Below are 23,130 nucleotides of genomic sequence, written 5' to 3'. Positions count from 1 at the left end.
CGCCCCGACCAAACGTGCCGCCCTGCTCTCGCCTGATGCGCTCGACGCGCCCGCCCGCTCGCCTTCGAAAGTCGCCCGGAAAACGGAGCGCACCGAATCCGCCCAGAAACCCCCGGTAATGGACCTGTTTGACAGCCGCGCGGCAGGAGAAGGTAGCCACCCGGTGGCCTTCAAAGGCAGAGAGCCCGCCAACCCGGACAGAATCCCCTCGAACAGCCGTAAAAAAGAAAGCATCGTCCTGCCCGAGCCGGCCAAGCCGAAAAAGCCCAAACGCACGGGCCCGGCCAAGCTGTTCGTGCTGGACACCAATGTGCTGATGCACGACCCGATGTGCCTGTTCCGCTTCGAGGAACATGACATCTTCCTGCCCATGATCGTGCTCGAAGAGCTCGACGGCCATAAAAAGGGCATGACCGAGGTGGCGCGCAACGCCCGCCAGACCAGCCGCACGCTGGACGCGCTGGCGGGCGCCCAGGGCGCCGATATCGGCAAGGGCCTGAAGTTGGATACCACCGGCCACCCGGAAGCGGGCGGCAGCCTGTTTTTCCAGACCAAACCGCTGGATTACACGCTGCCCATGAGCCTGCCGCAGGGCAAGGCCGACAACCAGATCCTGGGTGTGGTGGAGGCCCTGCGCAAGGAATATGCGCCGCGCGAAGTGGTCCTGGTGTCCAAGGACATCAATATGCGTGTCAAGGCACGTGCCCTGGGCCTGGCCACTGACGACTACCAGAACGACAAAACCCTGGAAGACGGCGACCTGCTGTATTCCGGCTCGCTGGCCCTGCCGGCGGACTTCTGGACGCGCCAGAGCAAGACCATCGAGAGCTGGCAACAGGGCAGCCACACCTTCTACCGCATCACCGGCCCCATCGTGGGCAGCCTGCTAATCAACCAGTTCGTGTTCTTTGAGGCCCCGGGCGAGCCGCCGCTGTATGCCCGTGTGACGGAAATCCGGGCCAAAACCGCAGTACTGAAGACCCTGAAGGACTACAACCACCTCAAAAACGCCGTCTGGGGCGTCACCACGCGCAACCGCGAGCAGAATTTCGCCATGAACCTGTTGATGGACCCGGAAGTGGACTTCGTCACGCTGGCCGGCACGGCGGGCACTGGCAAGACGCTGATGGCGCTTGCCAGCGGCCTCACGCAAGTGCTCGACGACCGGCGCTATACCGAAATCATCATGACGCGGGCCACGGTCAGCGTCGGCGAGGACATCGGCTTCCTGCCGGGCACCGAAGAGGAAAAAATGGGCCCCTGGATGGGTGCGCTGGACGACAACCTCGAAGTGCTGGGCAAGACCGACAGTGGCTCTGGCGAATGGGGCCGAGCCGCCACCAACGAGCTGATCCGCTCGCGCATCAAGGTCAAGAGCATGAACTTCATGCGCGGCCGTACCTTCCTGAACAAGTACGTCATCATCGACGAGGCGCAAAACCTGACGCCCAAGCAGATGAAAACGCTGATCACACGGGCCGGGCCGGGCACCAAGATCATCTGCATGGGCAACCTGGCGCAGATCGACACGCCCTACCTGACCGAAGGCTCCTCGGGCATGACCTTTGCCGTCGACCGCTTCAAGGGCTGGCCGCATGGCGGACACATCACGCTGGCGCGCGGCGAGCGTTCGCGCCTGGCTGATTTCGCGAGCGAAGTACTCTAAGTCCGCGAAAAAACAGCGCCCAATGAAAAAAAGGCCAAGTCGCAAGACTTGGCCTTTTTCTTCGTCAAATTCTGGTGGGCGGTGCAAGTTTCGAACTTGCGACCCCTGCAGTGTGAATGCAGTGCTCTACCCCTGAGCTAACCGCCCTATCGGTCAGCCTACGATTATAAGCTGTTTTGGGTCGATTTTGCCATCCACCCCCCTGAATTGCGTTTCAGTTCAGGCCGCCAGGGCACGCCAAACCGTTTTTCCCTTGCTGGCCTTGTCGATGCCGGCCAGCAACTTCTCATGTTCGGCGGCTTCCTGCTCATTGGCCGCGAGCAAAGGCAGTTCAAACACGCTCAGGTCTATCTGCGGTACGTTGTTGTCGCCTTCCTGGGCCGTGTCGCCCACGTCCATGACCAGCGCGTTCTGCCCGCGGGTCAGGTTGATGTAGACGTCGGCCAGCAGTTCAGCGTCCAGCAAGGCGCCGTGCAGGGTACGGCCTGAATTGTCGACCTCCAGCCGGTCGCACAAAGCGTCCAGCGAATTGCGTTTGCCCGGAAACAGCTCCTTGGCCATCATCAGGCTGTCGGTGACCTTGGCCACGCAGTGCTTGAGGGGCGGCCGGCCTATGAGTTCGAGCTCCTTGTTGAGGAAGCTCACGTCAAAGGGCGCGTTGTGGATGATGATCTCGGCATCCTGCAGGTATTCCAGCAGCTCGTCGGCCACGGCGGCGAACTTGGGCTTGTCCTTCAGGAACTCGTTGCTGATGCCGTGGACCTTGAGCGCGTCCTCATGGCTGTCGCGCTCAGGGTTCAGGTAGAAGTGGCGGTTGTTGCCGGTGAGCTTGCGGGCCACCAGCTCCACGCAGCCGATTTCGATGATGCGGTCGCCATTTTCGGCGGAAAGACCGGTGGTTTCAGTGTCAAGAACGATTTGGCGCATGGCTCGATTATCGCCTCCGCGCGGGGCAGTCCCTGCCCGGCTTTTCCCGAAAACTCAGTGGTTTTCTTTCGCGTGGTTGATCGAATATTTGGGTATTTCCACCGTCACATCGGTCTGGGCCAGCACGGCCTGGCAGCTCAGGCGCGAATTGGGCTCCAGCCCCCAGGCGCGGTCCAGCAGGTCTTCCTCGCTTTCGTCGAGCTCGTTGAGCGAGTTGAAGCCCTCGCGCACGACAACGTGGCAGGTGGTGCAGGCGCAGCTCAAGTCGCAGGCGTGCTCGATGTTGATCTTGTTGTCGAGCAGAGCTTCGCAGATCGAGGTGCCGGCCGGCGCGCTGATTTCGGCGCCCTGCGGGCAGTATTCGGGGTGAGGCAGTATTTTGATGATGGGCATGGTTGTCTCAGTCAGTCGGCTCAAACCGCCTCGATGTTTTTACCGGCCAGGGCTTGTTTGATGCCCCGGTTCATGCGCTGGGCGGCGAAGGCCTCCGTGCCTTTGGCCAGGGCCTGGGTGGCCGCCTCTATCGCGGCCGCGTCGCCGTGCGCGCGCGTGTCGGCCAGGCCGGTGATCAGGCTGTCGATCTGTGCGCGTTCACCGGGACTCAGCAAATCGGCATCCGCGGCCAGCGCGCTTTGTGTGGCCAGAATCATGCGATCCGCATCGACCTTGGCCTCGGCCAGGGCGCGGGCATTCATGTCCTGCTGGGCGGTCGAAAAGCTGTCCTGCAGCATGCGCGCGATGTCTTCGTCGGACAGGCCGTAGGAAGGCTTCACGTCAATGCGCGCCTCGACACCGCTGACCTGCTCTTTCGCATTGACGCTGAGCAAGCCGTCGGCATCGACCGTAAAGGTCACGCGAATGCGCGCGGCGCCGGCCACCATCGGCGGAATGCCGCGCAATTCGAAGCGGGCCAGGCTGCGGCAGTCGGCCACCAGATCGCGCTCACCTTGCACCACATGCAGGGCCAGGGCGGTCTGGCCGTCCTGGTAGGTGGTGAAGTCCTGCGCCATGGCCGTGGGAATGGTCTGGTTGCGCGGCACGATGCGTTCAACCAGCCCGCCCATGGTCTCTATGCCCAGCGACAACGGAATCACGTCGAGCAAGAGCAACTCATCACCGGTGTTGTTGCCGGCCAGCTGGTTGGCGGAAATGGCCGCGCCCAGCGCCACCACTTCGTCGGGATTGAGATTGACCAGCGGCTCACGGCCGAAGAAACTGGCCACCGCCTTGCGCACCTGGGGCATGCGCGTGGAGCCCCCCACCAGCACCGCGCCTTGGATGTCTTCCTTGGCGAGCTTGGCATCGCGCAGCGCCTTGCGAACAGCCGTCAGCGTGCGCTGGGTCAGGTGGGCTGTCGCGGTTTCGAAGTCTTCGGCCTTCATCTCGAAATTGACGAGGGCCTTGGCCAGTTGCACCGAAAAAGGCACGAGGTCGGCGGCCGACAGGGCCTCCTTGCAATTTCGCGCGGTGCGCAGCAGGGCGGCTTTGTCCGTCGGCGCGAGGGTATCGGCCGCCAGGCCTGCTTTGGCCAGCACCCAGTCGACCAGCGCGCGGTCGTAGTCGTCGCCGCCCAGCGCCGAATCGCCGCCGGTCGCCACCACCTCGAAGACGCCTTGCGTCAGGCGCAGGATGGAAATGTCGAAAGTGCCGCCGCCCAGGTCGTAGACGGCGTAAACGCCTTCGCTGGCGTTGTCCAGGCCGTAGGCAATCGCGGCCGCCGTGGGTTCGTTGAGCAGGCGCAGCACATTCAGGCCCGCCAGTTGCGCGGCGTCCTTGGTGGCCTGGCGCTGGGCATCGTCGAAGTAGGCCGGCACGGTGATCACAGCACCGTAGATGTCGTCGTTGAAAGTATCCTCGGCGCGGTAGCGCAGCGTGGCCAGAATCTCGGCGCTGATCTCGACCGGGCTTTTTTCTCCGGCGACGGTCTGCAGCGTAACCATGCCCGGCTTGTCGTTGAGCTCGTAGGGCAGCTGGGTACGGCTGCCGATGTCGTCAATGCCGCGGCCCATCAGGCGTTTGACCGAAGAAATGGTGTTGCGCGGGTCCTCGACCTGCGCTGCCAGCGCCTCATAGCCGATCTGGCGCTTGTCGCCCTCCAGATAGCGCACCACGCTGGGCAGCAGCACCCTTCCCTGCTCGTCCGGCAGGCATTCGGACACGCCGCTGCGCACGCTGGCGACCAGCGAGTGCGTGGTGCCCAGATCGATGCCAATCGCGATGCGCCGCTGGTGCGGGTCGGGTGTCTGGCCGGGTTCGGAAATTTGCAGGAGTGCCATGCGTGCTTGTCGTACTTTTTCTGTAATGCCTTGAACAGGTTCCTATTGTCCCAGCAGGTCGATGCGCGCATCGACTTCGCTGGCAAAGCGCTCAATAAACATAAGGCTTCTGACCTGCCGGGCGGCTGCGGGAAAGTCCCTGTCCACATCCAGCAATTGCGCTATTTTTGACAACTTCTCGCGCCCGCTCGACATGGCCTGCGAGGCGATTTCCTCAAAATCCTCGGCGGTCTCGGCCTCATCCAGCGCTTCGCGCCACTGCATCTGCTGCACCAGGAAGTCGTGCGGCATGGCCGTGTTTTTCTCGGCGTCGATGGGCGCTCCGTTGAGCTCACACAGATAGCTTGCCCGCTTCAGCGGGTCTTTCAGGCGCTGGTAGGCCTCATTGATGCGCACCGACCACTGCATGGCCACGCGCTGGGCCGCCGAGCCCTGGGCCGCGAACTTGTCCGGGTGCGCCTCGCGCTGCAGATCCTTCCAGCGCGCGTCCAGCGCGGCGCGATCCTGCGCGAAACGCTGGGGCACGCCGAAAAGCTCGAAATCAGTGGATTGAAGATTCATGCCGAGAAAAAGCCGCCAGCACCATCAGTGGAGGCGGCTTGGTTAAGGGTGCGGCACGCGTAAGGCCGCTCGCCCGTCAAACCCGGAAACTTTCGCCGCAGCCGCAACGGTCACGCTCGTTGGGGTTGATGAACTTGAAACCTTCGTTCAAGCCTTCACGCACAAAGTCCAGCTTGGTACCGTCGATGTAAGCCATGCTTTTCGGGTCGACCAGCACCTTGACACCGTTGTCTTCAAACACGATGTCTTCCGGCGCGATCTCGTCGGCGTATTCCAGCTTGTAAGCCAGGCCGGAGCAGCCGGTGGTCTTGACGCCCAGGCGCACACCAACACCTTTGCCGCGCTTGGTCATGTAGCGGGTCACGTGCCTTGCGGCTGCATCAGTGAGGGTTACGGACATTTAAATCGCTCGGAAATGAAACAGGTGACGGGTAATGGGGTTTTGGTCAGTGCGCGTGCTTTTGTTTGTAATCGTTCACGGCGGCCTTGATGGCGTCTTCCGCCAGGATGGAGCAGTGAATCTTGACCGGCGGCAAGGCCAGTTCTTCGGCGATCGCGCTGTTCTTGATGCTGGCCGCTTCGTCCAGCGTCTTGCCCTTGACCCATTCGGTCACGAGGGAGCTGGAAGCGATCGCGGAACCGCAGCCATAAGTTTTGAAACGCGCATCTTCGATCACGCCCGTCACCGGGTTGACCTTGATCTGCAGCTTCATCACGTCGCCGCAAGCCGGCGCGCCGACCATGCCGGTGCCTACCGATTCGTCGCCCTTTTCAAAGGAGCCGACGTTGCGGGGGTTTTCGTAGTGGTCCACCACTTTTTCGCTGTATGCCATTTTGTTTACCTCTTTAAGCTGTCGGGCGCGCTGCTCAGTGTGCAGCCCACTGGATGGTGGACAAGTCGACACCATCCTTGAACATCTCCCACAGGGGAGACAGTTCGCGCAGTTTCGCCACGTTTTCCTTGATGGTGGCGACCGCGTAGTCAATTTCTTCTTCGGTGCTCCAGCGGCCAATCGTCATGCGAAGGCTGCTGTGCGCCAGTTCGTCGCTGCGGCCCAGGGCGCGCAGCACGTAGCTGGGTTCCAGGCTGGCCGAGGTGCAGGCCGAACCGCTGGAAACCGCCAGGCCCTTGATGCCCATGATCAGCGACTCGCCTTCGACGAAATTGAAGCTCATGTTCAGGTTGTGCGGCACGCGCTTGTCGGCGTGGCCGTTGAGGAACACCTCTTCGACGTCCTTGAGGCCATTGAGCATGCGCTCGTGCAGGGCGCGTATGCGCTTGTTCTCTTCGTGCATCTCGGCCTTGGCGATGCGGTAGGCCTCACCCATGCCCACGCACTGATGGGTGGGCAGCGTGCCCGAGCGCATGCCGCGCTCGTGGCCGCCGCCGTGCATCTGCGCTTCCAGCCGCACGCGCGGCTTGCGGCGCACGTACAGGGCGCCTATGCCCTTGGGACCGTAGGTCTTGTGCGAGGTGAGGCTCATCAGGTCGACCGGCAAGGTGGCCAGGTCGATATCGATGCGGCCGGTCGCCTGGGCGGCGTCCACATGGAAGATGATGCCTTTTTCACGGCACAGGGCGCCAATGGCCGGGATGTCCTGGATCACGCCGATTTCGTTGTTGACGAACATGACGCTGACCAGGATTGTGTCGGGGCGGATGGCGGCCTTGAGTGCTTCGAGGTCCAGCAGGCCGTCGGCCTGCACGTCCATATAAGTCACCTCAAAACCCTGGCGCTCCAGCTCGCGGCAAGTGTCCAGCACGGCCTTGTGCTCGGTCTTGACCGTGATGATGTGCTTGCCCTTGGTCTTGTAGAAATGGGCCGCCCCCTTGAGCGCCAAATTGTTGGACTCGGTAGCGCCGCTGGTCCAGACGATCTCGCGCGGGTCGGCGCCAATCAGATCGGCGATCTGCCCGCGTGCCTTTTCGACGGCGGCTTCCGCCTCCCAGCCCCAGGCGTGGCTGCGCGAAGCGGGGTTGCCGAAGTGTTCGCGCAACCAGGGAATCATGGCGTCCACCACCCGCGGGTCGCACGGGTTCGTGGCGCTGTAGTCCATGTAGATGGGAAAGTGTGGGGTGTCCATGTGGCTAGCTCTTTTTATTCACAGGCTGGCTGGCAGCGCGATCTAAGGTCATGCAATCAGTTCGCAAAGGAATGGGGCCGGACAAATGCCGGCCCGGCTCCATCAGGATTTGGAGAACGCATTGCCCAGTGCGAAGACCGAGTTGGGCGCATTCACGCGTACCGGCTTGACGGCCGGGGCCGTGAAGATGGCCTTCTTGACCTGCGGAGTGTTTTCGATCACCACGCCCTTGGCAAGCTGGTCTTCCACCAGCTTTTGCAGGGTCACGGAATCCAGGAACTCCACCATGCGGCTGTTCAGCGATGCCCACAGCTCGTGCGTCATGCAGCGCCCGCCCTCGCCCAGGCAGTTTTCCTTGCCGCCGCACTGGGTCGCGTCGATCGGCTCGTCCACCGAGACAATGATGTCGGCCACGGTGATCTCCGAAGCCTTGCGGCCCAGGGTATAACCGCCGCCGGGACCACGGGTGGACTCCACCAGCTCATGGCGGCGCAGCTTGCCGAACAGCTGTTCGAGATAGGACAGGGAAATCTGCTGGCGCTGGCTGATAGCGGCCAGGGTCACCGGGCCGTTGTTCTGGCGCAGTCCCAAATCAATCATCGCAGTGACCGCAAAGCGGCCTTTGGTTGTGAGGCGCATAACAAGCTCCTTTAAATGGCTTGACTGTCGTTTTCACCCTGCAAACTTGTGGCCTACAGGGAACTCTTCCTCCAGCCGCCCAGGTCAGTCAACCGGTATCGCGGGGGCTTTTTGTTGTTCTGGTATTGTTCTTGACTGTTTTCGTCAAGTTTAACACAAGCAGGGGTTTTCCCGCTGGGCGCCCCAAAAACATGAGGACTAACCCGTAGTCTTACCGTCAAATGCACCATATCGGTGCACTTGACGGTAAAGAGACATTTCAGCTCAGGCTCGGGCCTGGCCCGTCGAGGGCAAAGGCAGCACGTTGTCGACGCCGGGAGCGCCAAAAGCCTGTTCCTTGAGGCTGTGCAGTTGGTCCCGCACCCGGGCAGCTTTTTCGAACTCCAGGTTCTTGGCATGTTCGATCATCTGCTTTTCCAGGCGCTTGATTTCGCGGGCAATGTCTTTTTCGCTCATGTCCTCGACCAGCGCCTTTTGCATCTCGAGCTTTTCGGCTTCCTTGCCGGATTTCTCGCTGTAGACGCCGTCGATGAGGTCGCGGATGCGCTTGACCACGCTGCGCGGCGTGATGCCGTGCTCAAGGTTGAAGGCAATCTGCTTGTTGCGCCGCCGCTCGGTCTCACCCATGGCCTTTTTCATGGAGTCGGTGATGCGGTCGGCATACAGGATGGCGCGGCCGTTGAGGTTGCGGGCCGCCCGGCCTATGGTCTGGATCAGGCTGCGCTCGGCGCGCAAAAAGCCCTCCTTGTCGGCGTCCAGGATGGCCACCAGCGAGACCTCGGGAATATCCAGCCCCTCGCGTAGCAGGTTGATCCCCACCAGCACGTCAAAAGCGCCCAACCGCAGGTCGCGCAGGATTTCCACGCGCTCCACCGTGTCCACATCGCTGTGCAGGTAGCGCACCTTGACGCCGTTGTCGCTGAGGTAATCGGTCAGCTGTTCGGCCATGCGCTTGGTCAGCGTGGTGATCAACACCCGTTCGTTTTTCTCGACCCGGATGCGGATTTCCTGTAGCACGTCGTCGACCTGGTGAGTGGCCGGTCGCACCTCGACCTGCGGGTCGACCAGGCCCGTAGGCCGCACGACCTGCTCCACCACCTGGCCGGCATGCTCCTGCTCGTAGGCGGCCGGCGTGGCCGACACGAAAATGGCCTGCCGCATCTTGGACTCGAATTCCTCGAACTTGAGCGGCCGGTTGTCCAGCGCGCTGGGCAGGCGAAAGCCGTACTCCACCAGCGTGGTCTTGCGCGCCCGGTCGCCGTTGTACATGGCGTTGAGCTGGCCGATCATGACGTGGCTTTCGTCCAGGAACATCAACGCGTCCTTGGGCAGGTAGTCGCACAGTGTCGAAGGCGGCGCGCCCGGCGGCGAGCCACTGAGGTGGCGGGTGTAGTTCTCGATGCCCTTGCAGTGGCCGATTTCGCTGAGCATCTCCAGATCGAAGCGGGTGCGCTGCTCTATGCGCTGGGCCTCCACCAGCTTGCCGTCGGCGACGAACTGGGCCACCCGCTCGGACAGCTCCAGCTTGATGGTCTCCACCGCCGTCATGACCTTGTCGCGCGGCGTGACGTAGTGGCTCTTGGGGTAGACCACAAAACGCGGGATTTTCTGGCGAATGCGGCCGGTCAGCGGGTCGAACAGCTGCAGCGACTCGATCTCGTCGTCGAACAGCTCTATGCGTATGGCGAGTTCGGAATGCTCGGCCGGGAAGACGTCGATCACGTCGCCGCGCACCCGGAAGGTGCCGCGCGCGAAATCCTGCTCGTTGCGCGTGTACTGCATGCGGATCAGCCGCGCGATCACGTCGCGCTGGCCCATCTTGTCGCCTATGCGGGCGATAAAGCGCATCTGCGTGTAATCCTCGGGCGCGCCTATGCCGTAAATCGCGCTGACCGTGCCGACGATGATGGTGTCGCGCCGCTCCAGCACGCTCTTGGTGGCCGACAGGCGCATCTGCTCGATGTGCTCGTTGATGGCCGAGTCCTTTTCGATGAAAAGGTCGCGCTGCGGCACATAGGCCTCGGGCTGGTAGTAGTCGTAGTAGCTGACGAAATACTCGACCGCGTTCTTGGGGAAAAACTCGCGGAATTCGCTGTACAGCTGCGCCGCCAGCGTCTTGTTGGGCGCGAATACGATGGCCGGGCGGCCCAGGCGAGCGATCACATTGGCCATGGTGAAGGTCTTGCCCGAGCCGGTCACGCCCAGCAGGGTCTGGAATACCTCGCCGTCCCTGACGCCCTCGACCAGCTGCTCGATCGCCACCGGCTGGTCACCCGCCGGCGGATAGGGCTGGAACAACTCGAACGGCGAATCCGGGAAACGGACAAACTGGCCCTCGCGCGGGGCCGGATCCGCCACCTCGGTTATGACTTCAATAGCTTCTGGCATAAAACCTCGATCAAGCCCCGTTAAAATTCGGGGCAACCAAACAGAATACGACATTCGGCCGAAAATGGGAATTGCAATCCCCCATCGCCCTCCGACCGCCGTGTTGATGCTCTTGTAGCCTTTTTTCCGGTCAACTTGTGACCTAAATTTTTGAGCTGAATCCCGTACCGTCGCTTTCGCCTTTTTTCACTTTTTCTGAGGATATTTCATGTCTTTGTTTACCGCTGTCGAAATGGCCCCGCGTGACCCCATCCTGGGCCTGAATGAGCAGTTCAATGCCGACACCAATCCCAACAAGGTCAACCTGGGCGTGGGCGTGTACTACGACGACAACGGCAAGCTGCCCCTGCTGCAATGCGTGCAGGCGGCCGAAAAGCAAATGATGGAATCTCCCAAGGCCCGCGGCTACCTGCCGATTGACGGCATCGCCGCCTATGACGCGGCGGTCAAGGGCCTCGTCTTCGGCGCCGACAGCGAACCGGTCAAGAGCGGCCGCGTCGCCACCGTGCAAGGCATAGGCGGCACGGGCGGCCTCAAGGTCGGAGCCGACTTCCTCAAAAAGCTCAGCCCCAACGCCAAGGTGCTGATTTCCGACCCAAGCTGGGAAAACCACCGCGCGCTGTTCAGCCAGGCCGGTTTTGCCGTTGAAAGCTATCCTTACTACGATGCCGCCAAGCGCGGCGTCAACTTCGAGGGCATGCTCGCCGCCCTGAATGCCGCAGCCGAAGGCACCATCGTCGTGCTGCACGCCTGCTGCCACAACCCGACCGGTTACGACATCACCGCCGCCCAGTGGGACCAGGTGATCGCCGCCGTCAAAGCGCGCAAGCTCACGCCTTTCCTCGACATGGCTTACCAGGGCTTCGGCCACGGCATCGCGGAAGACGGCGCCGTCATCGGCAAGTTTGTCGCTGCCGGCCTTAGCTTTTTTGTGTCGACCTCGTTTTCCAAGAGCTTCAGCCTCTATGGCGAACGCGTGGGCGCCCTGTCGGTGCTCTGCGAGTCCAAGGAAGAAGCCGACCGCGTGCTGTCGCAGCTCAAGCTGGTCATTCGCACCAACTACAGCAACCCGCAGATCCACGGCGGCATGGTGGTGGCCATGGTGCTCAACACGCCGGCGCTGCGCGCCCAGTGGGAGCAGGAACTGGCGGAAATGCGCGTGCGCATCAAGGCCATGCGCCAAAAGCTCGTGGACGGCCTGAAGGCCGCCGGCGTCAAGCAGGACATGAGCTTCATCACCGCCCAGATCGGCATGTTCAGCTATTCCGGCCTCAGCAAGGACCAGATGGTGCGCCTGCGCAACGAATTCGGCGTCTATGGCACCGACACCGGCCGCATGTGCGTGGCCGCGCTCAACAGCAAGAACATCGACTACGTCTGCGCGTCCATCGCCAAGGTCGTCTGATTTCCCTGTCGATCTCTCTGCCTCCCAGCCCGGATGGTTTCATCCGGGACGCCCTGCAAAACCGCCACAACCAGCGCATCCTGCAGCAGTTGCCCGCCCTGGGCCTGCCGGATGTCTGGCTGGTCGCGGGTTGCCTCTTCCAGACGGTCTGGAACCTGCGCTCGGGCAATCCGCCTGAAGCCCATATCAAGGACTATGACCTGTTCTACTTCGACCCCGCCGATCTTTCGGAGGCGGCCGAGGCCCGGGTCAATGCGCGTGCCCAGTCCGCTTTTTCCGGCCTGGGCATCACGGTGGAAGCCAAAAACCAGGCCCGCGTCCACACCTGGTACCAGGACTACTTCGGCTTTCCCTACCCGGCCCTGCGCAATTCCCGGGACGGCATAGACCGTTTCCTGGTCACCAGCACCTGCGTGGGACTGCAAGCCGGCGCTTCAGGCCTGGCGCTTTACGCGCCCAACGGCCTGGACGAGCTCTACCAGGGTCGGCTCAGCCCGAATCCGCTGTGCCCGCACCGGCCGCTGTTTGAGAAAAAAGCCGCCGCCTACCAGGAGCGCTGGCCCTGGCTGCAAATCCAGGCTTGATCCGGGCTGATCAGCCCCAGACCGCGGAGCGCATCGAAATCGAACCGGCCTGGAAGCTGGTATTGAAAAAGCGCATGGGCTCCTTGCCGTCGGCGGCGCCGGCCGCATACAGCAAGGGCAGGTAGTGCTCATAAGTGGGGTGAGCCATTTTGGCGACCTGGCCCAGCTTCTGGAAGCTCTGCAGCGCGTCGAGATTGCCTTGCTGCATATAGCCGCCCGTGATCTGGTCGAATTCCAATGCCCAGTCGTAAGCCTGGCTACCGGTCGCGCCGCGCTGCATCTGGCGCAGGTTGTGCACGATATTGCCGCTGGCCACGACCAGCACCCCGCGCTCGCGCAAGGCCTTGAGCTGCTTGGCCAGCGCATAGTGGTCCTCGGGCGCGCGGCCGTAGTCCATGCTGAGCTGGATCACCGGAATGTCCGCGTCCGGGAACATGGGTTTGAGCACCGACCAGGCGCCATGGTCCAGCCCCCACTCGGCCTCATCCAGTCCCAGCGGCGCCGAGGCCCGCTGGCGTACCAGTTGGCTGATGGCCTGCGCGGCGGCCGGATCGCCGGGCGCCGGGTACTGCTGGTCAAACAGCTCCTGCGGAAAGCCGCCGAAGTCGTGGATGGTCTTGGGCTTGTCCATGGCGGTCAACCACCAGCCTTCGGTCAGCCAATGGGCCGAAATACACAAAATCAGCTGTGGCCTGGGGTATTTCGTCCCAAATTCGGCGCCCAGCGCCTGCCAGCTGCGCCGGTATTCGTTGTCGCCTATGGCGTTCATGGGACTGCCGTGGCCCACAAAAACCACCGGCATCCTGTCGGATTTCTTCAGGGAGGCGATTCTGTCCAGCGCGGAGGCGTCGATAGTGGGGAGCATATTGTTGTTTCCTATTCGGGAAGGGCGCCGGGGCGGTCAAAACCGCTGGCCGGAAGGCAAAATAGTAAGTGTTCCTTCAATTCCGCAGGTGGCGACGGTTTATCGCCAAACAAGTCCGGCCGCCGCCTCGTGGTGCTTTGGCACCAAAGCCGTGAAAAGAGCCCGGAATTGGTGGTTTTCCTCAAAACAGTGCGGCCAGCCCCTGTTATATTGCACTGCAACATACTACGATTTACCTGTCATAACGACATCACAACGACATAACCCAAGGTTGACCCCCGATGCTGTACCAAGTCTATGAAACCCAGCGCACCTTGATGGAGCCCTTTGTCGACTTCGCGCAGGCCGCCGCCAAGCTTTACGGCAACCCCCTGTCGCCGCTGGGGCAGAACCCCTTTGCCCAACGCGTGGCGGCCGGTTACAGCCTGATCTACCGGCTGGGCAAGGATTACGAAAAACCGGCTTTTGACATCCGCACCGTCGACGTCAACGGCACCGAGGTCAGCATCCACGAACGCGTGGAAATCGACAAACCCTTTTGCGAGCTGCGCCGCTTCAAGCGTTTCACCGACGACCCGGCCACGCTGACAGGCCTGAAGGGCGAACCCGCGGTGCTGATCGTGGCGCCGCTGTCCGGCCACTACGCCACCTTGCTGCGCGACACCGTGCGCACCATGCTCAAGGACCACAAGGTCTACATCACCGACTGGAAAAACGCGCGCACCGTGCCGCTGTCCGACGGCTCCTTCCACCTGGACGACTACGTCAACTACGTGCAGGAATTCATCCGCCACATCCAGGGCATTTACGGCAACTGCCACGTCATCAGCGTGTGCCAGCCCACCGTGCCGGTGCTCGCGGCGGTGTCGCTGATGGCCTCGCGCGGCGAGATCACGCCGCTGAGCATGACCATGATGGGCGGCCCCATCGACGCGCGCAAGTCGCCGACCGCCGTCAACAACCTGGCCATGAACAAGAGCTACGAGTGGTTTGAAAACAATGTGATCTACCGCGTGCCCAGCAACTTCCCGGGTGCCGGGCGCCGTGTCTACCCCGGCTTTTTGCAGCACACCGGCTTCGTCGCGATGAACCCCGACCGCCACGCCAGCAGCCACTACGATTACTTCAAGGACCTGATCAAGGGCGACGACGCCAGCGCTGAGGCGCACCGCAAGTTCTACGACGAATACAACGCGGTGCTCGACATGGACGCCGATTACTACCTGGACACCATCAAGACGGTGTTCCAGGAGTTCAAGCTGGTCAACGGCACCTGGGACGTCAAGAACCTGGACGGAGAACTGGAGCGCGTGCGGCCCCAGGACATCAAGACCACGGCCCACTTCACCGTCGAAGGCGAACTGGACGACATCTCCGGCTCAGGCCAGACCGAGGCGGCCCACAGCCTTTGCCACAACATCCCCAAGGCCTTGCAAAAGCACCTGGAAGTCAAGGGCGCAGGCCATTACGGCATCTTCAGCGGCCGCCGCTGGCGCGAGATCGTCTACCCGCAGGTCAAGGCCTTTATCCAGGCGAACAACCGGCCTTCGGCTCCAGCCAAGCGGGCATCAGCGGCAAAAACCACCGCAAAATCCACGGCCAAGTCCATTGCAAAGCCGGCGGCCAAAAAGACGGCGCGCGGCAAACAAGCCTGAAGGCCTGTGCGGCACGGCCGGACCACAGGGCCGTGACTGGTAGGACAATAGGCCGGTGAGCTCCCCCACCGACTTGCGCCTTTTTGAGCGCCTCAACGCCGCCCTGCCCCAGACCCAGTGCACCCGCTGCGGCTATCCTGACTGCGCGGCCTACGCGCAGGCCATGGCCTCGGGCGAGGCCGCCATCAACCAATGCCCGCCGGGCGGCGCCGAAGGCGTGCAGCGCCTTGCGGCCATCACCGGCCTGCCCGCCCTGCCCCTGAATCCAGCCAACGGCACGGAAGGTCCGCGCGCCCTAGCTGTCATCGACGAGAACTGGTGCATAGGCTGCACCCTGTGCCTCAAGGCCTGCCCGACCGACGCCATCATGGGTAGCAACAAGATGATGCACACCGTGATCGAGCCCTGGTGCACGGGCTGCGAGCTGTGCATCCCGGTGTGCCCGGTCGATTGCATCAGCCTGGAAAACGTCACCGGCGCACGCACCGGCTGGCAGGCCTGGTCGCAGCAAGAGGCGGGCACTGCCAAGGCGCGCTATGAAGGCCATAAGGCCCGGCACAAGAAAGAAGAAGGCAAGCCTCCCGGCGGCATGGACGCCGGCAAGCCCGCCGGTGCAACATCCGTCGCGCCGGCAGCCTCAGCCGCACGCACTGAAAGCGACCCCGCCGTGGCGGACCGCAAACGCGCCGTGATCGAAGCCGCGCTGGCCCGGGCCCGGGCACAGCGCACAAAAGAGTAAACCGGGTAGCCGGCTTTCAGCCCAGGGCGGCAAACGCCTTGATGACTTCAGGCGGCGCCTGCACCATCTCGACCAGCACACCCTCGCCCGCGATGGGAAATTCCTCGCTGGCCTTGGGATGCAAAAAGCAGATATCAAAACCCGCCGCACCCTTGCGTATGCCGCCGGGCGCGAAGCGCACGCCTTTGGCTGTCAGCCATTCCACGGCTTTGGGCAGGTCGTCTATCCACAGGCCCACATGGTTGAGCGGCGTGGTGTGCACCGCGGGCTTCTTGTCCATGTCGAGCGGCTGCATCAAGTCGACCTCGACCTTGAAGGGGCCGCTGCCCATGGCGCAGATATCTTCGTCCACGTTCTCGCGTTCGCTGACGAAATTGCCGGTCACTTCCAGGCCCAGCATGTCGACCCACAGCGTACGCAGTCGGTCTTTACTTGTGGCGCCGATGGCGATCTGCTGGATTCCGAGAACTTTAAAGGGACGTACGGCGCTCATTATTGGAACTCCACAATCGGCTGGTCCACGCTCAACGACTCGCCTTTGTTCGCCAGCACCTTGCCCACCACACCATCGGCCACGGCAAACAGCACGTTCTCCATCTTCATGGCCTCAATCACCGCCACGCGCTCGCCGGCCTGTACTTTCTGGCCCACCTGCACCGCCACATCCACCAGCAGGCCGGGCATGGGTGAAAGCACATAGCGGCTCATGTCGGGCGGCGCCTTGTAGGGCATCAGCGCATGCAGCTGCGCTGCGCGCGGCAACAGCACCAGGGCATCCAGCCGGGTACCGTTGTGCGCGATGCGGATGGCCAGCGGATTGCGCCCGACACCCCGCTCCACCTGTGCGGCGAAAGGCTGGCCGTTGACGGTGCCGCGAATGCGCGCGCCGCCCAGGTGCCAGTTACTGCAAATTTCATAACGCTTTGCGCCCACCTCCACCGTGCCTGAACCGGTTTGCGCCTGGTAATTGCCCACCGTCACCGGGTGCGGCGTGTTCTGCCCCGCCGCACCCAGGCTGACGACGACGAACTCCTCGCCCACCGTGACGCCATGGCCCGGCAGCTGGCCGCTGATGCCGGCCGCGCGGCCCAGCATGCGGCGGTTCACGTAAGCCGCCAGCGCCAGCAGGAAGGACGGATCCTCGTGCGGCACGTCCTCGGCGTGAAAGCCCTTGCTGTAGTTCTCGGCGATGAAGCCGGTGTTGAAATCGCCCGAAACGAATTTGGGATGCGCCAGCAAGGCTGCCTGGAAGGGAATGTTGCTGGAAATGCCGCGGATCACAAAACCATTGAGCGCCTCGCGCATCTTGGCGATGGCATCCTTGCGGTCCTTGCCGTGCACGATGAGCTTGGCGATCATCGAGTCGTAAAACATCGGAATCTCACCGCCGTCCTGCACGCCGGTGTCGACACGCACGCCCTGCAGTTGCGAAGTGTCGGCCGCGAACATGGTTTCCTTGGGCGGCTGGAAACGCACGAGCCGGCCGGTGGACGGCAAAAAGCTGCGGAACGGGTCTTCGGCATTGATGCGGCACTCGATGGCCCAGCCATTGCGCTGCACGTCTTTCTGCGCGATCGGCAGCTTCTCGCCGGCCGCCACGCGGATCATCAGCTCCACCAGGTCCAGCCCGGTGATGCATTCCGTCACCGGGTGCTCCACCTGCAGCCGGGTGTTCATCTCGAGAAAATAAAAGCTCTGGTCCTTGCCGACCACAAACTCCACCGTGCCGGCGCTCTGGTACTTCACGGCCTTGGCCAGCGCCACCGCCTGCTCACCCATCGCCTTGCGCGTTGCGTCGCTGATGAAAGGCGACGGCGCCTCTTCAATTACCTTCTGGTGGCGCCGCTGGATCGAGCATTCGCGTTCGTTGAGGTAGACCACATTGCCGTGGCTGTCGCCCAGCAGCTGGATTTCGATGTGGCGCGGTTCCTCGACAAACTTCTCGATAAAGACGCGGTCGTCGCCAAAGCTGTTGCGCGCCTCGTTGCGGCAGGAGGTAAAACCTTCCAGGGCCTCCTTGTCGTTGAAGGCCACGCGCAAACCCTTGCCGCCGCCGCCCGCGCTGGCCTTGATCATCACCGGGTAGCCGATGGCCCTGGCGATCTCCACGGCCTTCTCGGCGCTCTCAATCGCGTCATTCACGCCCGGGATGCAGTTGACGCCCGCCGCGCCGGCCAGTTTTTTGGATTCGATCTTGTCGCCCATGGCGGCAATCGAATAGTGCTTGGGGCCTATGAAGATAATGCCCTCTTCTTCCACCCGCTTGGCAAAACCCGCGTTCTCGCTCAGAAAGCCGTAGCCGGGGTGCACCGCCTGCGCGCCCGTCTGCTTGCAGGCCGCGATGATCTTGTCGGCCTGCAAATAGCTGTCGCGGCTGGGCGCCGGGCCTATGTTGACGGCCTCGTCGGCAAGCTCGACATGGCGCGCGTCCTTGTCGGCATCGGAATACACGGCAACGGTCTGGATGCCCATCTTGCGGGCGGTCTTGATCACGCGGCAGGCAATCTCGCCACGGTTTGCAATCAGGATTTTTGTAAACATCATTGAACCTGTTTTTGTTGACCGCCTCAGCGGTTGATAAACATGGAGTAAGCCGGCGGACTCTGTGAGTGGTCGACAAACACATAGGCAGTGCCGTCCGAGCAGAAGTTGGCGACCTCGGCCGTGCCGCCGCCTTCCAGTTCCACCCAGTTGTCGATTTGCAAAAGCATCCTGCCGGGCGGGCTTTGCTGCACGCCATTGGCCGTCCAATAGGGAACACCCCCGCTCTTGGTACGCCAGGCGCTGGCCCAGTTGTGCGGATGCGCAAGCTCTTGCGGCAACTCAAAAAAGCGGGTGTCGTCGTAGAAGGCCTCTTCAAGCTCGGGCGGCGCGCCATCGTCGTCAGCACGCCAGCTCACGACGCCCAACTCGGGCAGCACGGCCGGCGGCCCGTCCTTGGCGTCGGCAGGCGGCTCGGTGGCCAGCGCGCCCAGCTCGCTTTGCGGCACGGTGAAAGCGGCATTGGCGCCGGCATCAAGCTCCCAGAAGCTGCAGACGCTGTCCCACTCGCACTTGAAAAGAAACAACACCTCGCCTTGCGCGAGCGGCAGCTCGGGCGCGGCGGCCGGCAGCTGCGCAAGATGGCTCATGGGCCGCCCGCACTCCTTGCAGACGGGCCAAAGGCGCGCGGGTAGCCCCCAGGGCAGGCCGCCCAGCTTGGGCACCAGGCCGGGGGCCGCGCCTTCGCGGAATCGGGGATAGTGGCTGATCACGTCGCGCTCACAGCGGAATGTTGCCGTGCTTGCGCCACGGGTTTTCGATCTTCTTGTCCCGCAGCATCACCAGCGAGCGGCAAATGCGCTTGCGCGTTTCATGCGGCAGGATCACGTCGTCGATAAAACCACGCGCGCCCGCCACAAAGGGGTTGGCAAAGCGGGCCTTGTATTCGGCTTCCTTGGCGGCCAGCTTGGCCGGGTCGCCCTTGTCTTCGCGGAAGATGATCTCCACCGCGCCCTTGGCTCCCATCACGGCGATCTCGGCGTTGGGCCAGGCGAAGTTGACGTCGCCGCGCAAATGTTTGGAGGCCATCACGTCATAGGCACCGCCGTAGGCCTTGCGTGTGATCACGGTGATCTTGGGCACGGTGCATTCGGCATACGCGTACAGCAGCTTGGCGCCGTGCTTGATGATGCCGCCGTATTCCTGGCTGGTGCCGGGCATGAAGCCGGGCACGTCGACAAAGGTGATCACCGGGATGTTGAAGGCATCGCAAAAGCGCACAAAACGCGCGGCCTTGATGGAGCTCTTGATGTCCAGGCAGCCGGCCAGCACCAGCGGCTGGTTGGCGACGATGCCCACGGTCTGCCCTTCCATGCGGGCGAAGCCGATGATGATATTTTTTGCGTATTCGGGCTGTATCTCAAAGAAGTCGCCGTCGTCCACCGTCTTGACGATGAGCTCCTTCATGTCGTACGGCTTATTCGGGTTCTCGGGCACCAGGGTGTCCAGGCTCAGGTCCATGCGGCCGGCCGGGTCGGCGCTCGGGCGCACCGGGGCTTTTTCGCGGTTGTTCAGCGGCAGGTAGTTATAGAGGCGGCGTAGCATCAGCAGCGCCTCGACGTCGTTCTCGAAGGCCAGGTCGGCCACGCCGCTGCGTGTGGTGTGGGTGGTGGCGCCGCCCAGTTCCTCGGCCGTGACTTCTTCATGCGTCACGGTCTTGACGACCTCGGGGCCCGTGACAAACATGTAGGAGCTGTCCTTGACCATGAAGATGAAGTCCGTCATGGCCGGCGAATACACCGCGCCGCCGGCGCTGGGCCCCATGATCATGCTGATCTGCGGAATCACGCCGCTGGCCATCACATTGCGCTGGAACACGTCGGCATAACCGCCCAGCGAGGCCACGCCTTCCTGGATGCGGGCGCCGCCCGAATCGTTGAGGCCGATGACGGGCGCCCCCACCTTCATGGCCTGGTCCATGACCTTGCAGATCTTCTCGGCATGGGCTTCGCTCAAGGCGCCGCCGAACACCGTGAAATCCTGGCTGAAGACAAACACAAGGCGGCCGTTGATCATGCCGTAGCCGGTGACCACGCCGTCGCCGGGAATCTTGTTGTCCTGCATGCCGAAGTCGGTGCATCGGTGCTCGACAAACATGTCCCATTCTTCAAACGTGCCTTCGTCCAGCAGCAGCTCCAGCCGCTCGCGCGCCGTGAGCTTGCCTTTGCCGTGCTGCGCGTCTATGCGCTTTTGCCCGCCGCCCAGGCGGGCCGCGGCACGTTTCTTTTCGAGTTGTTCAAGGATTTCTTGCATGGTGTGTTCCGCTATTTGGACGAAAAAATTTACCGGGCTGGTTCAAACAACAGGCGCGCGGCGGCCTGGCTCATGCGGCGCGAGTCGTGCCCCACGCCCGGCACGGTGACGCGCTCCCAGGCCAGCGGCGTGCCCAGTTTCTGCGCTTGCGCCTGGGCCTGCGCGAAGAAGTTGCTGCCGCGCTCGAAGCGGTTCGCACCCTGGGCCGTGGCCTGCCTGGCCTTGGGCAGGTTGGCCGCGTCGGTCTGGGTATCGGCCTCGCCGAGCAGCACGACCAGCTTGCGCGCAAAAACCTGCTTGAGCTTGTCGGGGCTGACGATGCTCTCGTTCAGCGCATAAGGAAACTTGTCGTCCATGACGCCAGGGTAGCTGGGCATGGTGTAGCTGCCGGCATTGGCCGCCACGGCGACGGAAACGCGCGGCGCCTCGGCCAGCAACATGAAGCGGTGCACAAACTGCCCGCCCGCCGAATGGCCGAACAGCAAGTAGTCGCTTGCCGACAGCCCCTCATCGGCGCGGACAAAATCAAAAAGATGCTCGACGATCTGGAAGGACCATTGACTACGGTCACGGCTTTCGATGCCGCCCATGTTGAACAGCCGCGAGGAAAACCGCGCCTCGTCGAATTCCGGCGCCAGGACGATGAGCTTGTTTTTCTCGGCAAAAGGCTGCCAGTTGTCGCGCATGCGCGAGCCCTGGCGCTCGGCGCCGTGGATCACCATCATTACCCGGGCATCGGGCCCGGCGCTGCGCGCCTTGTAGTAATACACGGTGACGGGCTTGTCCGCGAAAAAGCCTTTGTCGGTGAAGACAAAGCTGCCCGGTTCGCCGGCTGCCAGGTCGCCGGCCCAGGCGATGCAGGCCTGCAAAAGCAATGCGCAAAAGATGGCCGCCTTTTTCATCGATCCCATCCCTTGGCAGCCAGGGCCAGCAAACTCCGGGCCGCCGTTGATGCCGCAACTTCACCGCGCGCCACCTCGGCGATGAGCCTGGGCAGGCGCTCACGCACCTGCGGGTCCTGGCGAAAGGCCTGCTTGAGGCCGGCATCTATGCGCTCCCACATCCAGGAGAGCGACTGCTGCCTGCGCCGCTCGACGAACTGGCCGTTGGCGGTCTGCAAGCCCTTGAACCGCGTCACGGCCGTCCAGAACAGGTCCACACCCTTGTTGTGCAGCGCGCTGAGCTGGATCACCTGCGGGTGCCAGCTTTTGTCGAAATTGGCGGCCTGCTCGCCGCTCATGGCATTGTTGACCAGGCCGAACAGGCGCATGGCCGAAGTGATCTGGGCTTCGGCCCGCATGGCCGCGTCTGCGTCGATGTCGGCCTTGTTGATGATGACCAGGTCGGCCAGCTCCATCACGCCTTTTTTGATGGCCTGCAGGTCGTCGCCGGCATTGGGCAGTTGCATCAGCACAAACATGTCGGTCATGTTGGCCACAGCGGTTTCGCTTTGGCCTACGCCCACGGTTTCCACAATCACCACGTCGTAACCGGCGGCTTCGCAGACCAGCATGGCTTCGCGCGTTTTCTCGGCCACGCCGCCCAGGTTGCCGCTCGAAGGGCTGGGCCGGATGTAGGCGCGTTCATGGACCGAGAGTTTTTCCATGCGGGTCTTGTCTCCCAGTATGGAGCCGCCCGAAACGGAGGAAGAAGGGTCGACGGTGAGCACCGCGACGCGATGACCCTGCGCAATCAGGTACAGGCCCAGCACCTCGATAAAAGTGGACTTGCCGACGCCGGGCACGCCGCTGATGCCCAGTCGCATGGCTTTGCCGGTGTGGGGCAGCAAGGCCGTGAGCAGCTCGTCGCCCTGGGCGCGGTGGTCGGCGCGGGTGGACTCCAGCAGCGTGATGGCCTTGGCGATCGCACGGCGCTTGGCCATCGCGTCCGGGCCCAGGATGGCCTGGAGGAAGTCAGGCGCGGCCATCACGCCACGCGCTCCACCGCGGGCCACTCGTAGTGCAGGTCCACGCCCTCTTCGCCCCGCAGCACAAAACCGTGGCGCAGGTAGAAGCGGTTGGCATCGCTTTCCTTGAGCGCGGTCAGCTTTACGGCCAGGCCGCGTTCGCGCGCTTGCGCCAGCACCTGGCGCAGCACCCAGGAGCCTATGCCCTGGCCGCTGGCGCTGCTGCGCAGATACAGATGGTCAAGCCGCAGGGCCGTTTCACCTTCAGCGCCTTCGGGCTTGAGCGTGAAAAAACCGACACGCTCGCCGTCCAGCAGGATGTGCTGCATGTAAGCCGGAAAAAAGCCTGCCGCCAGCCGCTCGCGCGAGCGTGCCAGGTCAAAGCGGCCGACGCGCTCCAGGCTGGGCCGCATCGCGTCTATGCGCAAGGCCAGCATGTCCTCGAAGTCAGCGGCCACAACCGGCTGCAGGGACAGGCGCATGGTTTTCCCCGTATGGGACAGCGCGGCCATCTCGACCCCCTGGGCACGATGGTCGGTGCGGGCGGACTCCTCGACCTCGGCTGTGGCCCGCAACCGTTCGGGCTGAGCCTGTCGAAGCCCTACCTCCTCAAGCCCTTCGACAAGCTCAGGGCGAACGG

22 protein-coding genes and 1 tRNA gene are annotated in these 23,130 nt (G+C 62.9%); 5 read left to right on the top strand and 18 right to left on the bottom strand.

The window, feature by feature from the left end; genetic code table 11:
• Window positions 1–1,666 (top strand): PhoH family protein (locus ACEN8I_RS11270; RefSeq protein WP_413328525.1); only part of this gene is annotated, 1,666 nt, incomplete at its 5' end.
• A gap of 72 nt (window positions 1,667–1,738) precedes the next feature.
• Here the strand turns inward: ACEN8I_RS11270 and ACEN8I_RS11265 are convergent.
• The 10 genes from ACEN8I_RS11265 to uvrB all read right to left on the bottom strand — a co-directional run bounded on the left by ACEN8I_RS11265 (window position 1,739) and on the right by uvrB (window position 10,542).
• Window positions 1,739–1,813 (bottom strand) — tRNA-Val (locus ACEN8I_RS11265).
• A gap of 72 nt (window positions 1,814–1,885) precedes the next feature.
• Window positions 1,886–2,593, bottom strand: a complete 708-nt coding sequence (dnaQ, locus tag ACEN8I_RS11260) for a DNA polymerase III subunit epsilon (RefSeq protein WP_413328522.1) — start codon at window positions 2,591–2,593, stop codon at window positions 1,886–1,888.
• A 54-nt stretch (window positions 2,594–2,647) separates the two neighbouring features.
• Window positions 2,648–2,986 (bottom strand): ISC system 2Fe-2S type ferredoxin, encoded by a 339-nt coding sequence (gene fdx / locus ACEN8I_RS11255; protein ID WP_007867024.1) that lies wholly within the window; start codon window positions 2,984–2,986, stop codon window positions 2,648–2,650.
• 20 nt (window positions 2,987–3,006) lie between these two features.
• Window positions 3,007–4,869, bottom strand: coding sequence for a Fe-S protein assembly chaperone HscA (hscA, locus tag ACEN8I_RS11250; RefSeq protein ID WP_413328520.1), 1,863 nt, complete (start codon window positions 4,867–4,869; stop codon window positions 3,007–3,009).
• A gap of 42 nt (window positions 4,870–4,911) precedes the next feature.
• Window positions 4,912–5,430, bottom strand: coding sequence for a Fe-S protein assembly co-chaperone HscB (gene hscB, locus ACEN8I_RS11245; RefSeq protein ID WP_413328517.1), 519 nt, complete (start codon window positions 5,428–5,430; stop codon window positions 4,912–4,914).
• A 76-nt stretch (window positions 5,431–5,506) separates the two neighbouring features.
• The gene (gene iscA, locus ACEN8I_RS11240) at window positions 5,507–5,830 is read right to left on the bottom strand and encodes an iron-sulfur cluster assembly protein IscA (RefSeq protein ID WP_413328515.1); all 324 of its coding nucleotides are present in this window, start codon (window positions 5,828–5,830) and stop codon (window positions 5,507–5,509) included.
• Between the two features lie 46 nt (window positions 5,831–5,876).
• Window positions 5,877–6,263 carry a Fe-S cluster assembly scaffold IscU gene (iscU, locus tag ACEN8I_RS11235; protein ID WP_007867013.1) on the bottom strand — a complete coding sequence of 129 codons (387 nt, stop codon included), beginning with the start codon at window positions 6,261–6,263 and terminating at the stop codon, window positions 5,877–5,879.
• A 34-nt stretch (window positions 6,264–6,297) separates the two neighbouring features.
• Window positions 6,298–7,515 carry an IscS subfamily cysteine desulfurase gene (locus tag ACEN8I_RS11230; protein WP_007867012.1) on the bottom strand — a complete coding sequence of 406 codons (1,218 nt, stop codon included), beginning with the start codon at window positions 7,513–7,515 and terminating at the stop codon, window positions 6,298–6,300.
• A gap of 102 nt (window positions 7,516–7,617) precedes the next feature.
• On the bottom strand, window positions 7,618–8,154 hold the full coding sequence (gene iscR, locus ACEN8I_RS11225; protein WP_007867011.1) for a Fe-S cluster assembly transcriptional regulator IscR: 537 nt from the start codon (window positions 8,152–8,154) through the stop codon (window positions 7,618–7,620).
• A 264-nt stretch (window positions 8,155–8,418) separates the two neighbouring features.
• Window positions 8,419–10,542, bottom strand: coding sequence for an excinuclease ABC subunit UvrB (gene uvrB, locus ACEN8I_RS11220; protein ID WP_413328512.1), 2,124 nt, complete (start codon window positions 10,540–10,542; stop codon window positions 8,419–8,421).
• Between the two features lie 208 nt (window positions 10,543–10,750).
• Here uvrB and ACEN8I_RS11215 point away from each other — a divergent pair, with 208 nt between their 5' ends.
• Window positions 10,751–11,947 carry an amino acid aminotransferase gene (locus tag ACEN8I_RS11215; protein WP_413328510.1) on the top strand — a complete coding sequence of 399 codons (1,197 nt, stop codon included), beginning with the start codon at window positions 10,751–10,753 and terminating at the stop codon, window positions 11,945–11,947.
• A 5-nt stretch (window positions 11,948–11,952) separates the two neighbouring features.
• Complete coding sequence (locus tag ACEN8I_RS11210; protein ID WP_413328536.1) at window positions 11,953–12,531, top strand: nucleotidyltransferase family protein; 579 nt, start codon at window positions 11,953–11,955, stop codon at window positions 12,529–12,531.
• A 10-nt stretch (window positions 12,532–12,541) separates the two neighbouring features.
• On the opposite strand, the gene ygiD is transcribed toward ACEN8I_RS11210, so the two are convergent.
• On the bottom strand, window positions 12,542–13,396 hold the full coding sequence (ygiD, locus tag ACEN8I_RS11205; protein ID WP_413328508.1) for a 4,5-DOPA dioxygenase extradiol: 855 nt from the start codon (window positions 13,394–13,396) through the stop codon (window positions 12,542–12,544).
• Between the two features lie 281 nt (window positions 13,397–13,677).
• Here ygiD and phaZ point away from each other — a divergent pair, with 281 nt between their 5' ends.
• Both phaZ and rsxB read left to right on the top strand, forming a co-directional pair.
• A complete protein-coding gene (gene phaZ, locus ACEN8I_RS11200) occupies window positions 13,678–15,051 on the top strand; it encodes a polyhydroxyalkanoate depolymerase (protein WP_413328507.1) in 1,374 nt (457 codons plus the stop codon).
• 55 nt (window positions 15,052–15,106) lie between these two features.
• Window positions 15,107–15,790, top strand: a complete 684-nt coding sequence (gene rsxB, locus ACEN8I_RS11195; protein WP_413328505.1) for an electron transport complex subunit RsxB — start codon at window positions 15,107–15,109, stop codon at window positions 15,788–15,790.
• A gap of 16 nt (window positions 15,791–15,806) precedes the next feature.
• On the opposite strand, the gene ACEN8I_RS11190 is transcribed toward rsxB, so the two are convergent.
• The 7 genes from ACEN8I_RS11190 to ACEN8I_RS11160 are packed head-to-tail and all read right to left on the bottom strand — an operon-like array spanning window position 15,807 to window position 23,002.
• Window positions 15,807–16,283, bottom strand: coding sequence for a VOC family protein (locus tag ACEN8I_RS11190; RefSeq protein WP_413328502.1), 477 nt, complete (start codon window positions 16,281–16,283; stop codon window positions 15,807–15,809).
• Entirely contained in the window at window positions 16,283–18,331 is a 2,049-nt protein-coding gene (locus ACEN8I_RS11185) for an acetyl-CoA carboxylase biotin carboxylase subunit (RefSeq protein ID WP_413328535.1), read from the bottom strand. Before ACEN8I_RS11185 ends, ACEN8I_RS11190 begins: the two co-directional genes overlap by 1 nt.
• Before the next feature lie 26 nt (window positions 18,332–18,357).
• Window positions 18,358–19,044 (bottom strand): hypothetical protein, encoded by a 687-nt coding sequence (locus ACEN8I_RS11180; protein WP_413328500.1) that lies wholly within the window; start codon window positions 19,042–19,044, stop codon window positions 18,358–18,360.
• A 7-nt stretch (window positions 19,045–19,051) separates the two neighbouring features.
• Window positions 19,052–20,584, bottom strand: coding sequence for an acyl-CoA carboxylase subunit beta (locus ACEN8I_RS11175; RefSeq protein ID WP_007866994.1), 1,533 nt, complete (start codon window positions 20,582–20,584; stop codon window positions 19,052–19,054).
• Between the two features lie 29 nt (window positions 20,585–20,613).
• Window positions 20,614–21,486 carry a hypothetical protein gene (locus ACEN8I_RS11170; protein ID WP_413328498.1) on the bottom strand — a complete coding sequence of 291 codons (873 nt, stop codon included), beginning with the start codon at window positions 21,484–21,486 and terminating at the stop codon, window positions 20,614–20,616.
• Window positions 21,483–22,511: a methylmalonyl Co-A mutase-associated GTPase MeaB gene (meaB, locus tag ACEN8I_RS11165; RefSeq protein WP_413328497.1), complete on the bottom strand. Its 1,029-nt coding sequence runs from the start codon at window positions 22,509–22,511 to the stop codon at window positions 21,483–21,485. The genes ACEN8I_RS11170 and meaB overlap by 4 nt, the downstream gene beginning before the upstream one ends.
• Entirely contained in the window at window positions 22,511–23,002 is a 492-nt protein-coding gene (locus tag ACEN8I_RS11160; RefSeq protein WP_413328533.1) for a GNAT family N-acetyltransferase, read from the bottom strand. Before ACEN8I_RS11160 ends, meaB begins: the two co-directional genes overlap by 1 nt.
• Window positions 23,003–23,130 lie beyond the last annotated feature (128 nt).

This window comes from Polaromonas sp. CT11-55, from assembly GCF_047303325.1.
Lineage (GTDB): Bacteria > Pseudomonadota > Gammaproteobacteria > Burkholderiales > Burkholderiaceae_C > Polaromonas.
The sequence above is the reverse complement of the archived record's forward strand: the minus strand, read 5'-3'. Positions and strand labels throughout refer to the sequence as shown.

Coding starts and splice junctions, on each gene's coding strand:
- dnaQ (WP_413328522.1), bottom strand. CDS start 2,593: ATGCGCCAAATCGTTCTTGACACTGAAACCACCGGTCTTTCCGCCGAA.
- fdx (WP_007867024.1), bottom strand. CDS start 2,986: ATGCCCATCATCAAAATACTGCCTCACCCCGAATACTGCCCGCAGGGC.
- hscA (WP_413328520.1), bottom strand. CDS start 4,869: ATGGCACTCCTGCAAATTTCCGAACCCGGCCAGACACCCGACCCGCAC.
- hscB (WP_413328517.1), bottom strand. CDS start 5,430: ATGAATCTTCAATCCACTGATTTCGAGCTTTTCGGCGTGCCCCAGCGT.
- iscA (WP_413328515.1), bottom strand. CDS start 5,830: ATGTCCGTAACCCTCACTGATGCAGCCGCAAGGCACGTGACCCGCTAC.
- iscU (WP_007867013.1), bottom strand. CDS start 6,263: ATGGCATACAGCGAAAAAGTGGTGGACCACTACGAAAACCCCCGCAAC.
- ACEN8I_RS11230 (WP_007867012.1), bottom strand. CDS start 7,515: ATGGACACCCCACACTTTCCCATCTACATGGACTACAGCGCCACGAAC.
- iscR (WP_007867011.1), bottom strand. CDS start 8,154: ATGCGCCTCACAACCAAAGGCCGCTTTGCGGTCACTGCGATGATTGAT.
- uvrB (WP_413328512.1), bottom strand. CDS start 10,542: ATGCCAGAAGCTATTGAAGTCATAACCGAGGTGGCGGATCCGGCCCCG.
- ACEN8I_RS11215 (WP_413328510.1), top strand. CDS start 10,751: ATGTCTTTGTTTACCGCTGTCGAAATGGCCCCGCGTGACCCCATCCTG.
- ygiD (WP_413328508.1), bottom strand. CDS start 13,396: ATGCTCCCCACTATCGACGCCTCCGCGCTGGACAGAATCGCCTCCCTG.
- phaZ (WP_413328507.1), top strand. CDS start 13,678: ATGCTGTACCAAGTCTATGAAACCCAGCGCACCTTGATGGAGCCCTTT.
- ACEN8I_RS11190 (WP_413328502.1), bottom strand. CDS start 16,283: ATGAGCGCCGTACGTCCCTTTAAAGTTCTCGGAATCCAGCAGATCGCC.
- ACEN8I_RS11185 (WP_413328535.1), bottom strand. CDS start 18,331: ATGTTTACAAAAATCCTGATTGCAAACCGTGGCGAGATTGCCTGCCGC.
- ACEN8I_RS11175 (WP_007866994.1), bottom strand. CDS start 20,584: ATGCAAGAAATCCTTGAACAACTCGAAAAGAAACGTGCCGCGGCCCGC.
- ACEN8I_RS11170 (WP_413328498.1), bottom strand. CDS start 21,486: ATGAAAAAGGCGGCCATCTTTTGCGCATTGCTTTTGCAGGCCTGCATC.
- meaB (WP_413328497.1), bottom strand. CDS start 22,511: ATGGCCGCGCCTGACTTCCTCCAGGCCATCCTGGGCCCGGACGCGATG.
- ACEN8I_RS11160 (WP_413328533.1), bottom strand. CDS start 23,002: ATGGCCGCGCTGTCCCATACGGGGAAAACCATGCGCCTGTCCCTGCAG.